Raw genomic sequence first — 14445 nt, forward strand, 5'->3', positions numbered from 1 at the left:
AAAATTATTATCTGAATTTCCATATGTTATTCCTTATTTTAATACACTCTTCCCTTGCACATTCCCCATAGTTTTTCTCACCATTTTTTCTGGTTTTATAAGCAAGTAATATACTTCTTGAAGAATTGACCACACCGCCATTTCCATCTTTGAGATAGGTTGAAATATCCCCTGCTGTTCCACCTTGAGCCCCATATCCAGGTATCAAAAAAAATGTAGTATTTAAGTTACTCCTCAGCTGAGCTCCTTCTTCCTGATGGGTACAGCCTATTACTCCTCCAAGGGCGCTGTAGCCACAGTTTCCAAGATACCTTTTGCCAAGCTCGTTTATTTTTTCACCCACTATGTCATATAATTTCTTATTTTCTGCTGTATCTACATACTGTATATCTTTTGCACCCTTGTTTGAAGTCCGTATAAGTATAAATAATCCCTTATCTTTATTTGTCACATAAGGTATATATGGCTCTATTGTATCAAAACCCATATATGGATTAAGTGTTATAAAGTCACTTTCAAAGTCCCCCTGGAAATGAGCCTTGGCATACATCTCTGCCGTCTTTGCTATATCTCCTCTTTTAATGTCCGCAATAGCTATGGATTTTTTACTTTTTATATATTTTAAAGTTTTACTATAAGCCCTGATTCCTTCAATACCAAGTGCCTCATAATATGCAATTTGCACCTTATAGCAGGCAGCTATATCACAGGTACTGTCTATTATGTTCCTGTTAAATTCAAATAGGGCATCTTCTGCATTCTCATATAAGTTTAATACACCTTCAGGTATGTATGCCAAAGCCGTATCCAAACCCACACACACATTTCCTTTTTCCGCCACTTGGGAATACAATTTATCTATAATCATAAATAACCTCCTCCAACCAAAAGTATCAGATTTTCTGCTGAAACACAATCTTTCCGGCTTTTATGGTCCTAAGCACCCTGCCAAATACCTTACGTCCTTCAAAAGGAGTGTTTTGACCTTTGGATTCAAATTCAGATCCCTGTATTATATAATCCCCATTTAAATCTGCTAAAATCAAATCGCCGTCATATCCGGGAGTTATACGGCCCTTTTTTATCTTCAATATTTCAGAAGGATTTTTAGACATCAATTCAGAGAGTTTATTTAAAGTTATATGTCCACCCTTTACAAGTTTTGTATAACACAGGCTGAAAGCTGTTTCTATACCCGATATGCCTGCTGCTCCCCTATTCTTGTCTTCTTTGGTATGGGGAGCATGATCCGTGCTTATAGCATCCACCCATCCTTTTTTTATACTGTCTATAAGGTAATTTACATCCTCTTTATCCCTAATAGGTGGGTTTACCCTGTAATTGTCTCCTGAAAGTATTATATGATGGGGAGTGACTTCACAGGTTACATTTACTCCCTTGTTTTTTGCTTCTATTATATATTTCATAGCCTCTTTAGTGCTTACATGAGCTATGTGTACATGGCACCCCGTGAATTCTGAAAAGGTTATGTTCCTCCAGGTCATTACATTCTCCGCCAGTCTCATATCTATATTTGAAAGTGAATGTTCTTCTGAATGACACATTACTATTTTTCCTGATTTTTTAGCCTTCATCATGGCTTCCAGCATAATTTTACCGTCCATAACATCTTTTCCATCTTCAGATATTATTTTTACATTTTCATCAAGTTTATCTAAATGTCTTATATCCTCTCCATTAAAATTATTGGTTATGGATACGCATTGGTGTGCGTCTATCAGTCCAATTTCCGCAACCTTTTTCAATACATAATCTACAATTTTCATATTGCTGCAGGGAGGATTTGTATTTGCCATAAGATTTACCATGGTATATCCTCCCCTAACTGCAGCCCTGCAGCCAGTTCTTATATCCTCTTTATCTGTAAATCCCGGTTCTCTAAAATGTGCATGCAGATCAACCAAAGACGGCATAAGGAAAAGTCCTTCAGCATCTATGGTTTTACAATTCTCCTCCAGACTTTCTCCAACCCTGCTTATTATTCCGTTATTTATATAAACATCCCCCAGAAAATCTTGAGAACAATCCACTATCCTTGCATGTTTTACGAGAAGCTCCATTTATATCATCCTTTCAAAATTTCAGTCTTCTCTTATTTACAGAGATAAATTTTCATATATCTGATCACAGTATTCACACCTGTATTCTCCTGTTTTTTCATCTACCAGGTTAAAAATATGAGGTATGTTTTTTTCTACAGAAGTTACACATCTCGGGTTTTTACATTCTATTATATTTTCTATTCTATTTGGTAATTTTAATTTTATCTTCTTATATATTTTTTCATCTTTTATAATGTCAATTGTTATATTGGGATCTATAAATCCCAATACAGCAAAATCCATTTCCAGATTATTTTCTATTTTAATTATATCTTTTTTCCCCAGCTTGCTGCTTTCTGCATTCATTATAAGAGCCACAGAATAATCAGCCTTATCCAGTTCCAGATATTTATATATTTTCATTCCGTATCCAGCTTTTATATGATCAATTACAATTCCATTTTTTATACTATTTATGGTAAGCATTATTTCTCCTCCTTATTGAATCCCAAGTAATTTCACTATAAGTGCCATTCTGACATACATGCCGTATTTTGCCTGTTTAAAATAACAAGCTCTAGGATCACCGTCAATTTCATATGAAATCTCATTTACCCGGGGCAGCGGATGCAAAACTATCATATCTTCTTTTGCTCTGGATATCTTCTCCTTATTTAATATGTAGCTGTCTTTTAATCTTATATAATCTTCTTCATTAAAAAACCTTTCCTTCTGAACTCTGGTCATATAAAGTATATCCAGGGATCCTATAGTACTTTCCAAACTACTGGTTTCACTGTATTCAATTTTTTTATTATCCAGTTCTTTTTTTACATAATCCGGGATTTTTAATTCCTGAGGAGATATTAGTGTAAAACTGTTGTTTTCATATCTAGACATGGCTTTAATAAGTGAATGTACTGTCCTTCCAAACTTCAAATCGCCGCAGCATCCTATCCTTAAATTAGACATTGTTCCCTTTATAGATTTAATGGTTAAAAGATCCGCAAGAGTTTGAGTAGGGTGCTGGTGTCCTCCATCTCCTGCATTTATAACAGGTATATTGGAATACATGGATGCAATTTTAGGTGCTCCTTCTTTGGGATGTCTCATGGCAGCTATATCTGCATAACAGCCAATTACCCTTATGGTATCTGCTATACTTTCTCCCTTGGAAACAGAACTTGAACCCGCATCCGAAAATCCTATGACTTTTCCGCCTAACCTCATCATGGCAGATTCAAAACTCAATCTGGTTCTGGTACTGGGCTCATAAAACAAAGTAGCCAGCAGCTTACCTTCACAAACATGAGAAAATTGTTCTTCTTTGGAAATTATCTGATTGGACAATTTAAATATTTCATCCAGTTCCTCTATTGAAAAATCCATTATGTCAATCAAGTGTCTTCCTTTTAACATTTCCATTCCTCCTTCTCAGTATCTCTGTACTAAAATTTAAAGGTTCAAAAAAGTGCCTTCACATTGAAAGGCACTATTTTATACTATAATAGCATTTAAATTTCTACCAGGCCTTCCCAGCTTCTCAGAACTAGTTTTAAAGGGCTTTTAGTATTTAATTTTACTGTAGTCTAGAATATCATAATTTTAATTTAAAGTCAACAGTTTAATTTGTTATCTATTGCTAATTGGAAAAGGTGGTTCCTTTGCAACAGAACCTATTATATCAGAGGCAGTTAAAAGTTGTGCATCTGTCCCGGTAACCGCAATCCAATAACTACCTTCTGCACCATAAACCCCTCCTGCCGCAACAAGTTCCCCGGAAGCTCCTGTAAGAATTTCAATGGCCTCAAGTTCCGTTATGATGTTGCCGCTTATAGGAAGCAGCCTCAATCCAGTAGCAGATGGTGAATTAACCTTGGCTGCAATTTCTCCTATATTTCCGAAAACTCGTTTTTCCAATCCAACAGGAATTATAAGTTCTGTACGTCTTCCCATAACGGTTTGCAGAATAGGTCCGCTTGTCCCAAAAGTTGGATTTGCAATCTGGATACCAGCCAATTTTCTTTCAGCATCAATGGCATTAGCGCCTTTAAGTATAATATCTCCATATCCAAGATCTTGTACAACATCAAATATGGTCTTTCCCCTAATCCATTTTCCCTTTTCAATAACTATATCCATATTAAAATAAAACTCACCTTGGGTATTTATTTTTTTGCCCGTCCCCAGATTAACTCCACGGAAAAAGAATTCTTTGGAGAAATCTCCCTTTTGTCCCATTAATGATAATAATTCCTCGGCAATATAACCATTTGTAGTTCCTCCGGCAATAACAATAGTATTGTTTTTCAATGCTTTTTGTATTTGTTCAAGAGAAACCACTGCCTTGGCAATCAATCTCTTGCCTGCAGGGACTGTAATTAGAAATTGTTTTGTTTTTAATTGGTCACTTGGCATTTTCATCCTTCCTTCCATTATATTAATTTTTAAAAATAGAAACCGTATACTTATAGATACTACTAGATTGTTGAATTTTTATATTGATATACTTTTATTTTCCTCCAAGTTTTCTGGAAATCTCATTTGCCGCATCAAACAGATGACCAACAATAGTTTTCTTATTAGAAACCATTCTTGCTTTTAATCCGGATATACTAATAGCCGCTTCTATGTTCTTATCCACAGTAGAAATTGTTGTGGCAATACAATATAACCCGTATTCACTTTCTTCATCATCAACGGCATAACCCTGGCATTTGAATTGTTCCAGCTGTCCAGCAAGCACATTCCTATCTGTAATAGTATGTACAGTAACTGGTGTCAATTTAATATTGGATAGGATCTCCTCCTGCTCCTTTTTATCCATAGATGCTAAAAAAGCTTTTCCTAATCCAGTATCATATAAAGGCCTATGATATCCTGGCTGAGCAGTTGTATTAACAGATCGATTTGAATCAATCTTTAATATATATACAACCTCATGCTGGGCACGAATAGCCAAAAAAGCTGTTTCCTGAACCTCTTTCACTAGCTCCTGCAATATTGGCTTTGCCACCGCACTTATATCAAAGGATTCCATAGCCACTGATCCTAATTGAATTAACCTTACTCCAAGAACATATTTCTTTGCTTCATCCCGTGCAACATATCCTGAATTATATAATGTTTTAATCAAATTGGAAGTGCTGCTTTGTGGAATATCCAATTTCTTACTTATATCCGCTATAGACAATCCACTCTTATTTTTTGATAATAACTCAAAAATTTTTAATACTCTATGCGCTGATTTAACTGCCATTTTTTTCTCCTAAATTTAATATATTTTTAATAATTCTACTGAAAGTAAAATAAATTTTTCCTATTTAAACCTAGCAAGGTAATAAAATAACTCTATTTTATTATACATGATTGCATTTAAAATTGGCAAATTAACTAAATATTCTATAATTATTATCAATAAAACGCATAAAACAACATACCTGGATTTTATTTAAACAAATCCAGGTATATAAAAAAATTATATTTTTTTCATAATAATTCTAATCTATTAAGATTTTTACCAGTATTTTTTTTACTATTTGTGAATCATCAGCTTCAATACTTGGCATATGTGCATCCTTTGGTGTAAATAATGCAAATTCACCCTCATGTATAGTTAAGAAATCACCTTGTCCATCCATAAACAGGATATCTTTTTTTTCATCATATTCAATTATAGTTTTCATGCAGTCGCTGCAGCAATAGCCCATTTTTTCCTTTCCAGAAACAATATATTGTATATCAATATACTTTCTGTGAGCTTCCCATAACCCTTCTTTGAGAGATTTTGTTTTATACTCAGAAACAACAGCAAAAACTTTATCATCCTCAATTGCATATTTTCCTGGTTTTATATCTGTTAAATCCGTATTTTGAATATATTTAAAGGCTTTTTCAATTCCAGGTGAAAGTTTGTAATATTGTTCAGCATTAGCCAATCTATCTACTATCATAATTATTCCTCCACTATTTATTTTAATTATATTACTTCAGATTCATCTTTTATTTCAATTTTTTTCTTCAAAAATACTCCATAAGTAATAGCACTCATAATTAACATCATGGAAGCTACAACAAATACAAGATTGTATGATCCTGTCTTAGAAATAATTACTCCAGTTATTATAGGTGCTATAGTTCCTCCTAAATAGCCAGCAAAATTTTGAATGGCTCCCAGAGATCCCACTAGTTTTTCAGGAGCAACATCAGTAGCCAATGTCCATACCACTCCATTTGGCATACTGGAAAACAGGAAACCAATAGTCAATAATATTACGGATAAGGAGCCACTCTTGACATATGCAACTGGTGCAACAACAATAGAAGCTGCAATAACTGCTATTACCAACACTGTTTTACGTGCTTTAATAGGTTTAAAACCTTTTTTATCTATTAAATAATCAGATAAATATCCTCCCAGAGGCACACCAATAATTCCTGCAAAAAACGGAATTGCCGCAAGCCATCCAGTTTTCATCAGACTAAATCCACGGGCAGTTTTTAAATAGGTAGGAAGCCATGTAAGATAAACCCAAAATACATATATTAGTCCAAAGTTACCTATCATCATTGCCCAAGTTGAAGGATGCTTCAACAGCACAGCCCAGGAAACCTTTCCCTTATTTTTATTCCCGGATGATTTGACATCCACACTCTTCACATCAGAATTTGATTTTTCTCTATAAAATGTAAGCCAGAGAAATGTAACTGCAAAACCAACTAGGCCAAGACCCACAAACATTGATCTCCACCCAAATGATATCAATATAACTGTCAGCAATGGAGGTGCAATTGCATTTGCAATAGGAGGTCCCATATTGATTACAGAAGTGGCCAAGCCTCTATTCCTGTCATCAAACCATTTTTTAGTTATCTTGGCACCACAGATAAAAAAAGGTGCTTCTGCAATACCTAACAATACCCTGGATGCATATAGAGATGAGTAATTCTTGGAAAATCCTGCTGCCAGAGTAGCTATTGACCATACTATAGTTGCTATAGTAAATATTTTCTTCTCACCATATTTGTCTGCAAGCCACCCTGCTGGTAGATTAGATATGGAATAAGGAAGTAACATTGCTGAAAATAATAATCCCATTTTTATTGGATCTATGTGAAATTCCCCTGAAATTGTAGTACCTGCTATACTTAAATTAACACGATCCAAATAGTTAACAACTGCTCCAAATAACATAATCCCTACAAGAATCCAGCCATAATTTATCTTTCTCTTTTTGCTGTTCTCGTTTACATCAAAAGTTGACATAATTCTATCCTCCCTATCATATGGAATTTATTTAATTTTAATTACACTTATTTACTTTGTTTACAAACTTGGAAGCCTTCACTGTAAGTTCTTTTAAATATGCCTCATTAACAGCAATTTTTGAATTTACAAGAGAACCTCCAATACCTGCACCCACTGCTCCATTTTTTATATAAGAATCTATGTTATCTAAATTTATACCTCCTGTAGGCAATAGTGGTATTTGATTAAGAGGTCCTTTAATATCTTTTATATAAGAAGGTCCAACAGAAGATGCGGGAAAAACTTTTATAATATCCCCTCCATTGACAAAGGCATTTAAAATTTCAGTGGGTGTAAAAGCTCCTGGAATACTTACGGCGCCATATCGCTTTGTCATTTTAATGGTTTCTTTATCAACAGTAGGTGATAAAATAAATTTTGCACCAGCAGTCAACGCATTTCGAGCGGTCTGAGAATCTAAAACTGTTCCTGCTCCCACAATCATTTCATCTCCTAGTTCACATGACAATTGTTCAATAACATCAAGGGCCTTAGGTGAATTCATAGTGACCTCTATCAACTTGATTCCACCTTCATTTAGAGCTTTGGATATTTTAATAACATCCTGGGCCTTAGAACCTCGAATAATAGCTATAATCTTATGATCGAGAATTTGTGATAAAACATTCATACTATCTCTCCTCTTTTAGCGGTTAATTTCATTATAACCGGAACTTTCAACAAAATACTTCAATGTTTCCCTGTCGGGTAAACCTTCAATATCACCATTTACAGTAGTTACAATAGATCCAATAGCACATCCTCTAGATATGGATTCTTTTAAACTCAATCCATCCAATAACCCTGATAAAACTCCAGCAGCAAAACCGTCTCCTGCACCAACAGGATCTACTACATGACCTATCTTTACGCTTGGAACAACTCCCCTATCATCACCGCTCAAATAATATGCTCCTTTTTCTCCGAGCTTGATAATTACCTTAGATGCTCCATTGTCTGCAAAATCCTGTGCTATTGATTCATAATTTTTATCTCCAAAAACAAATTTACCTTCACTTAACCCGGGCAATACTATATCCGACATTCCCGCCAGTTTTAAAATAGTCTCTCTGGCATAAGCACCGCTCCAGAGCTTATATCTGATATTAGGATCAAAAACAACCTTTACACTGTTTTCTCTGGCAATTTCAACAGCATAAAAAATGCTGTCATAGCAGGATTGACTCAATGCAGGAGTAATTCCCGTTATATACAAATACTTGGCTTTTAAAATATATTGTTTATCAATATCCTCGGGAGTAATCCTGCTTGCAGCAGAACCTTTCCTATAATAATACATTCTTGTATCCTTTTCATTTACCACCCCTTTAAAAAATATTCCTGTAGGAGCAGATGAATCGCATAAAACCTTACTGGTATCTACACCTTCTCCCCTAACAGTTGAAATTATAAATTCCCCTAATTCATCCTTTCCAATTTTACTAATCCATCCCGTTTTATGTCCCAAACGAGAAAGTCCTATTAATGTATTGGTTTCAGCCCCGGCACATCTAGAAGAAAAATCTCTAGCATATCGTATTGATCCATTTGCTTTTGGACTAAACAGCACCATGGTTTCTCCTATACCTACTACATCCATACTTTGTCCTCCCAATATATATTATTTAGTAATTTAACTAAAGCATTAAATTTATATAAGATATATCATCACATATAAGATGTTTAATCCCATATATGATTACTATTTTCAATTTATCATATACCTCTTATTTTGTCAATGTCTATTTGAATAATAAATATACAAAATATTTCAAAATTAATAAAATATCTTATTACAAATAGCTTAAAAATTAGCAGAAAAGATAATATAATAGAACTCCAACTGCATGAAGTTGGAGTTCTTGTTCTTAATATTTTTTAAAATTTATTTATGCCTAAGCAAAGTTGATATATCTGCATTTGATATGGAAGGAATTTATAAAATCCCCATTTTAAAGCCTCCTTTTAAAATTGCATAAAATAATTTTAAAACAGCTTTCTCAATATTTCCTTAAAGTTATAAGATTTCCAAATTTATTTTATATATAACATGGATTCTATAACAATCCACTACTTGTTAAAGTTTTTAAATTACGGGCAAGTAAATTATAATCCTCTATAAAATTAATTGACTTTGCTTTTAGAAATTTTTTATATATAAAAAACACAATCCATGAAAAAGACATTGATAAAATAAACAGATATCTTACATGCTTTTCCTTTTATTTTGTTGAAATCATAACGGATTATGACATAAAACGAATCAAGCTTTGCAAAAACTCTAAATGTAACTGGATTTTTTATGACGAGAGCAGAAACCATACGCGAAAATGGTGTGACAATACCTGTGCAACTCTCATGAAAGTTCGCAGATTTAGAAAAAAGCAGATAATAAAAGAGCAGCACAAATAAATAAATTTTTTTATAAGTTTATTACTTTTATCTGCATTCCCTCCATTACATCCATGGCCTTCTGATTCAAACTATCATCATTGCTGGCAGTACAGGCGGCATCCACTATGATTTCAGCTTCCGGCAGTGCAGCTTTTGCCAAAACAGCATTGGATATGACACAGATATTGGACACAACGCCAATGAGCTCAACACTATCATATCCACCTTGTACAAGGTACTCCGCCAGCCTCAGTGAGCCAAAAGTTGCTTTTTCAAAGCACCTGGTGCTCTCATCACATAGATCAGCAATCCTTCCGTATAAATTCCATCCTTCTGTATCTTTTATACAGTGTAGAACAGGTAGATTTTTCCCTTCCTGTGTATGCATATAATCATCCCTATGGGTGTCAAAGGTGAATACCACTTCATGTCCATTTTCCTTATAATGCTTAATTTTTTTTTCAATTCCACTTTCCAGTGCAACTGCCTTGTCAAACCCCAAACTACCGTTTACAAAGTCTTTTTGATAATCCACAACCACCAATATTTTCTTCACTTAAAATCACTCCCTTATACTCATATAATCTTTCTTTTATAAATAATTATATAATATCCCATAAAAAAAGCCTAATTCTAAAAATTTTAAAATACTTTATAAAATTTTAAAATATCTTTGATGTATTTTTAACCTCAACCACTAAAATCACATTATAAATAAAATTTAGGAGGGTATACATGAATAAAATTAAATTTATCTATGATCTAATAGGTTCAGTGAAACAACAAGAAGATATTAAAGGCAGCTTTAACATGTCCGGAATAAAGGCAGGCAATAAAGTATTTGAAGTAAATAACAACTTTAAGAAGGAAAATACTGAAGAAAAACTTAAATCCAGCTTTAATCAGGAAATTCTATTTGACGGTAAAAAATTAAGGCGAAACTTTTGCACTGAATTAGAAGGTTTTTCCCAGGATGAAAAAAAGCTTCATCATTCATTTATGTCACATATTCACAACGGATTTCACATTCACGAACACAATGAATTTCATATTCATGAATTAAACCACAAAAACAAACTAAATAAGATTAAATTGTTATTTGGAATGTTAAATGACATGGAAATTGAGAAAGATCAGGAAAATGGATATACTCTTTCCTTAATTTCAGATAAAGCTTCTGAGGATGTGAAAAAACTATTATTTGAAATTATAAATGATCATATGAAAGAGCATAATGAATGTGCTCATAATAACCAAAATAATTATGAATTTGATAAATTTCATAAAAGCTGCAACTCAGAAAAAAGCCATAACGAGTTTCATGATTTTATGAAAGAACTTCATGAATCAAAAAGCTTTAAATTCTACATTAAAATGTCTGTAAATGAGAACTATGAAGTAAAAAAATCCATTGTGAAAATAGAAAGTCTCCAGTCTCAAATGGAGCTCAATGTGAATGTGAATTTAGCCTGATTTAAAAACTTATGAGAAAATAATATAATAAATACGTAACTTATATGTAGGCTGCTGCAAAATAAATTTGCAACAGCCTACATACTTTTTATCTAAAATCCTCTTTAATAATAATTGTCATAAAATGTAATATTCATAACAATAACAGTAATTAAAATATTAAGAGCTTATAACCATTACTTATAAGTAAATAAACAAACAATATTTAATAGGACCTGTTTGGTGTAATATAATTGGTGTGTACTAAAAATAGATAAAGGGGTGAAATTAATGGAACAAATTAAACTTAAATATAAAAACTCATATGATACAATAAATATACCCAGTAAAAATCTTTTAGGTGTTTTAAATGCAAAGAATCTACCTTCAGTATCAGATCCTGAAGGAGAAGTAAGACGGGCTTTAAAAAATCCCATAGAATCAAAAGCCTTAGGTGAACTGGCTAAAGGTAAACACAATATAGTGATACTTGTAAGTGATATAACGCGTCCTGCACCGTCTTATATTTTACTTCCACCAATAATAGAAGAGCTCACTGAAGCAGGAATAAGTTATGATGACATAACTATAGTTTTTGGACTTGGATATCATAGGAAGCAAACTGAAGAAGAGATGAAAAAATTAGTTGGTCAATACATATATGATAAAATAAGATGTATTAATCACAATATAGATGACTGCGTTCATATTGGAACAACTTCCAGAGGAACTCCTGTAGATGTATTTAAACCTGTAGCTGAGGCAGATTTCATTATAGCCACAGGCAATATGGAATTCCATTATAAGGCTGGTTACAGCGGCGGCAATAAAGCTGTTCTGCCAGGTGTCTGCAGTAAAAGAACCATTGAAACAAATCATATAATGATGATAAAGCCGGGAACCATGCCTGGAAGATGTGAAGGGAATCCCATGAGAGAAGATATTGACGAGGCAGGTACTATTGTGGGAGTAAACTTTATGGTAAATGCTGTATTAAACAGTCATAAAAAAATTGTAAAAGTGGTGGCAGGCCATCCAATCAAAGCTCATAGGGAGGGTACCAAATATATAGATAAAATGTACAAAATGGAACTGGATAAAAAAGTGGATATTGTAGTTGCATCCTGCGGCGGTTATCCAAAGGATATAAATTTATACCAATCCCAGAAAGGTTTGGAAAATGCCAGTTATGCCGTAAAAGATGGAGGCAGTATAGTCCTTCTTGCAGAATGCAGGGAAGGATTTGGTGAAAAACTATTTGAGGATTGGATGATGAAAGCGAAAAATACCCATGAGCCTGTAAAGTGGATACAAGAAGACTTTAGATTGGGTGCCCATAAGGCAGCTGTCATTTGTACAGTTCTTGAAAGAATTAAAGTGTATCTTGTTTCAGCAATGAGTGATGAAATTGTAAAAGGCATTTTTATGCACCCTGTTAAATCTGCTCAGGAAGGATTGGACGCTGCATTAAAAAAACATGGAGATAATGCACAAGTGTTGGTTATTCCATATGCAAATTCAGTTTTACCTTATGTTGAAGATTAAAATAAAGATCAATTATTAAAAAGGAGTGTTTATAGATGAGTACTTTAAAAGGACAGGATTTATTGAGAAATCCATTTTTAAACAAGGGAACTGCTTTTACAAAAGCAGAAAGAGAAAAATATGATTTAACAGGTTTTTTGCCTGATACAGTAAGAACCATAGATGAGCAGGAAAAACTATCTTATGATAGATCTAAGGATTTTGACAGTAATCTTGAAAAACATCTTTATCTTATGAATATATATGATACAAATCGAACCTTATTTTATTACCTGGTCGGAAAGCATATCACCGAGTTTTTGCCAGTAATCTATACACCCACTATAGGAGATGCAGTTATAAGCTACTCTAGGAACTATGACACTCCCAAAGATGCAGTTTTCTTGTCAGTGGACCATCCTGAAAATATAAAAAAATCCATTGAATTATCCCTAAAGGATTTAGATGAAATCAAACTTATAGTTGTAACAGATGGAGAAGGAGTTCTTGGAATAGGAGACTGGGGAGTTCAAGGAGTTGATATTTCAGTTGGAAAATTAGCAGTCTATACTGTGGCTGCAGGTGTAAATCCTAAAAATGTCCTGCCTGTGGTAATAGATGCAGGAACCAACAATGAAACACTTTTGAATGATCCCTCTTATCTTGGAAATAGGCACAAAAGGGTTACTGGCAAAAAATATTATGATTTTATAGATCGATTTGTAGAGATAAGCCTTGAACTGTTCCCGAAAGTACTTCTTCACTGGGAGGATTTTGGCCGTGGAAATGCAAGAACTATTCTGGAAAAATACAGAGATAAAATCTGTACCTTCAACGATGATATTCAAGGTACCGGGGTAATGATGAATTCCGCTATAAATGCCGTAGCCAGGGCTACCAACACACCTGTAAAAAATCACAGGGTAATGGTATTTGGAGCTGGTACTGCTGGAATAGGTGTAACTGACCAAATATTTCTTGAGAAGGTAAGAAATGGGCTATCACAGGAAGACGCTAAAAAACAGTTCTATCTTGTAGATCGTCAGGGATTATTGACAGAAGATATAGATGATCTTACTGAAGGCCAAAAAAAGTACGCCAGACCAAAGGGAGAATTTAAAAAACCATTAAAGGATCTGGCTGAAATAATAAGGAAAGTTAAACCTTCCGTGCTTATTGGAACATCCGGTGTACACGGCGCATTTACAGAAGAAGTAATAAAATCCATGGCTGAAGTAAATGAAAGGCCAGCTATCATGCCTATTTCCAATCCTACAAAACTCTGTGAAGCAACGGCACAGGATATGATAAAATGGAGCGATGGCAGGGCACTTGTAGTTACAGGAAGTCCATCAGAGCCTGTAAATTACAAAGGAGTAACTTATACCATAGGTCAGGCTAATAATGCACTTCTCTATCCTGGATTGGGCCTTGGAATAATAGTTGCAAAATCAAGAATAGTAACTGATGGAATGTTATCTGCTGCAGCACATGGTATTGCATCCCTGCAGGATCTTTCGAAACCAGGAGCTCCTATACTTCCACCTGTGGCTAAATTAAGAGAAGCTTCAAAACTAGTGGCAACTGCTGTAGTAGAAGAAGCCATAAAAGAAGGCTTAAACAGGGTACCTATATCCGATGCTGGAAAAGCGGTAGAAAATGAAATCTGGGAACCTTGCTACAGAGATAATATTTAATATATTT

15 protein-coding genes are annotated in these 14445 nt (G+C 34.0%); 4 read left to right on the top strand and 11 right to left on the bottom strand.

Annotated elements, in window-relative coordinates:
* Positions 1-7: 7 nt before the first annotated feature.
* The 10 genes from pyrF to ACYUJ6_RS13495 all read right to left on the bottom strand — a co-directional run bounded on the left by pyrF (position 8) and on the right by ACYUJ6_RS13495 (position 8971).
* Positions 8-868, bottom strand: a complete 861-nt coding sequence (gene pyrF / locus ACYUJ6_RS13450) for an orotidine-5'-phosphate decarboxylase (RefSeq protein ID WP_461843265.1) — start codon at positions 866-868, stop codon at positions 8-10.
* Positions 869-893: 25 nt separating this feature from the next.
* Positions 894-2081 (bottom strand): dihydroorotase, encoded by a 1188-nt coding sequence (locus ACYUJ6_RS13455; RefSeq protein ID WP_461843266.1) that lies wholly within the window; start codon positions 2079-2081, stop codon positions 894-896.
* 36 nt (positions 2082-2117) lie between these two features.
* Positions 2118-2549 (bottom strand): aspartate carbamoyltransferase regulatory subunit, encoded by a 432-nt coding sequence (locus ACYUJ6_RS13460; RefSeq protein ID WP_369705380.1) that lies wholly within the window; start codon positions 2547-2549, stop codon positions 2118-2120.
* Between the two features lie 12 nt (positions 2550-2561).
* Positions 2562-3482 (bottom strand): aspartate carbamoyltransferase, encoded by a 921-nt coding sequence (gene pyrB / locus ACYUJ6_RS13465; RefSeq protein ID WP_461843267.1) that lies wholly within the window; start codon positions 3480-3482, stop codon positions 2562-2564.
* A gap of 213 nt (positions 3483-3695) precedes the next feature.
* Positions 3696-4481 carry a hypothetical protein gene (locus ACYUJ6_RS13470; protein WP_461843268.1) on the bottom strand — a complete coding sequence of 262 codons (786 nt, stop codon included), beginning with the start codon at positions 4479-4481 and terminating at the stop codon, positions 3696-3698.
* Between the two features lie 94 nt (positions 4482-4575).
* Positions 4576-5322 carry an IclR family transcriptional regulator gene (locus ACYUJ6_RS13475; RefSeq protein WP_461843269.1) on the bottom strand — a complete coding sequence of 249 codons (747 nt, stop codon included), beginning with the start codon at positions 5320-5322 and terminating at the stop codon, positions 4576-4578.
* A 241-nt stretch (positions 5323-5563) separates the two neighbouring features.
* On the bottom strand, positions 5564-6016 hold the full coding sequence (locus ACYUJ6_RS13480) for a NanQ anomerase/TabA/YiaL family protein (protein ID WP_461843270.1): 453 nt from the start codon (positions 6014-6016) through the stop codon (positions 5564-5566).
* 26 nt (positions 6017-6042) lie between these two features.
* A complete protein-coding gene (locus tag ACYUJ6_RS13485; protein WP_461843271.1) occupies positions 6043-7329 on the bottom strand; it encodes an MFS transporter in 1287 nt (428 codons plus the stop codon).
* Between the two features lie 37 nt (positions 7330-7366).
* On the bottom strand, positions 7367-8002 hold the full coding sequence (locus tag ACYUJ6_RS13490; protein ID WP_461843272.1) for a bifunctional 4-hydroxy-2-oxoglutarate aldolase/2-dehydro-3-deoxy-phosphogluconate aldolase: 636 nt from the start codon (positions 8000-8002) through the stop codon (positions 7367-7369).
* Between the two features lie 15 nt (positions 8003-8017).
* Positions 8018-8971 (bottom strand): sugar kinase, encoded by a 954-nt coding sequence (locus tag ACYUJ6_RS13495; protein WP_461843273.1) that lies wholly within the window; start codon positions 8969-8971, stop codon positions 8018-8020.
* Between the two features lie 662 nt (positions 8972-9633).
* Here ACYUJ6_RS13495 and ACYUJ6_RS13500 point away from each other — a divergent pair.
* Positions 9634-9783 carry a CGNR zinc finger domain-containing protein gene (locus ACYUJ6_RS13500; protein ID WP_461845518.1) on the top strand — a complete coding sequence of 50 codons (150 nt, stop codon included), beginning with the start codon at positions 9634-9636 and terminating at the stop codon, positions 9781-9783.
* Positions 9784-9793: 10 nt separating this feature from the next.
* Here the strand turns inward: ACYUJ6_RS13500 and ACYUJ6_RS13505 are convergent, their stop codons facing one another.
* On the bottom strand, positions 9794-10321 hold the full coding sequence (locus ACYUJ6_RS13505) for a cysteine hydrolase family protein (protein WP_461843274.1): 528 nt from the start codon (positions 10319-10321) through the stop codon (positions 9794-9796).
* 179 nt (positions 10322-10500) lie between these two features.
* On the opposite strand from ACYUJ6_RS13505, the gene ACYUJ6_RS13510 reads away from it, so the two are divergent.
* The 3 genes from ACYUJ6_RS13510 to ACYUJ6_RS13520 all read left to right on the top strand — a co-directional run bounded on the left by ACYUJ6_RS13510 (position 10501) and on the right by ACYUJ6_RS13520 (position 14438).
* Positions 10501-11238 carry a hypothetical protein gene (locus ACYUJ6_RS13510; RefSeq protein ID WP_461843275.1) on the top strand — a complete coding sequence of 246 codons (738 nt, stop codon included), beginning with the start codon at positions 10501-10503 and terminating at the stop codon, positions 11236-11238.
* A gap of 270 nt (positions 11239-11508) precedes the next feature.
* Positions 11509-12762, top strand: coding sequence for a nickel-dependent malate racemase, LarAH6 family (gene larAH6 / locus ACYUJ6_RS13515; protein WP_461843276.1), 1254 nt, complete (start codon positions 11509-11511; stop codon positions 12760-12762).
* Between the two features lie 35 nt (positions 12763-12797).
* Positions 12798-14438, top strand: coding sequence for an NAD-dependent malic enzyme (locus ACYUJ6_RS13520; protein WP_461843277.1), 1641 nt, complete (start codon positions 12798-12800; stop codon positions 14436-14438).
* The last annotated feature ends 7 nt before the right edge of the window (positions 14439-14445 follow it).

This window comes from Clostridium sp. JNZ X4-2 (genome assembly GCF_054889485.1).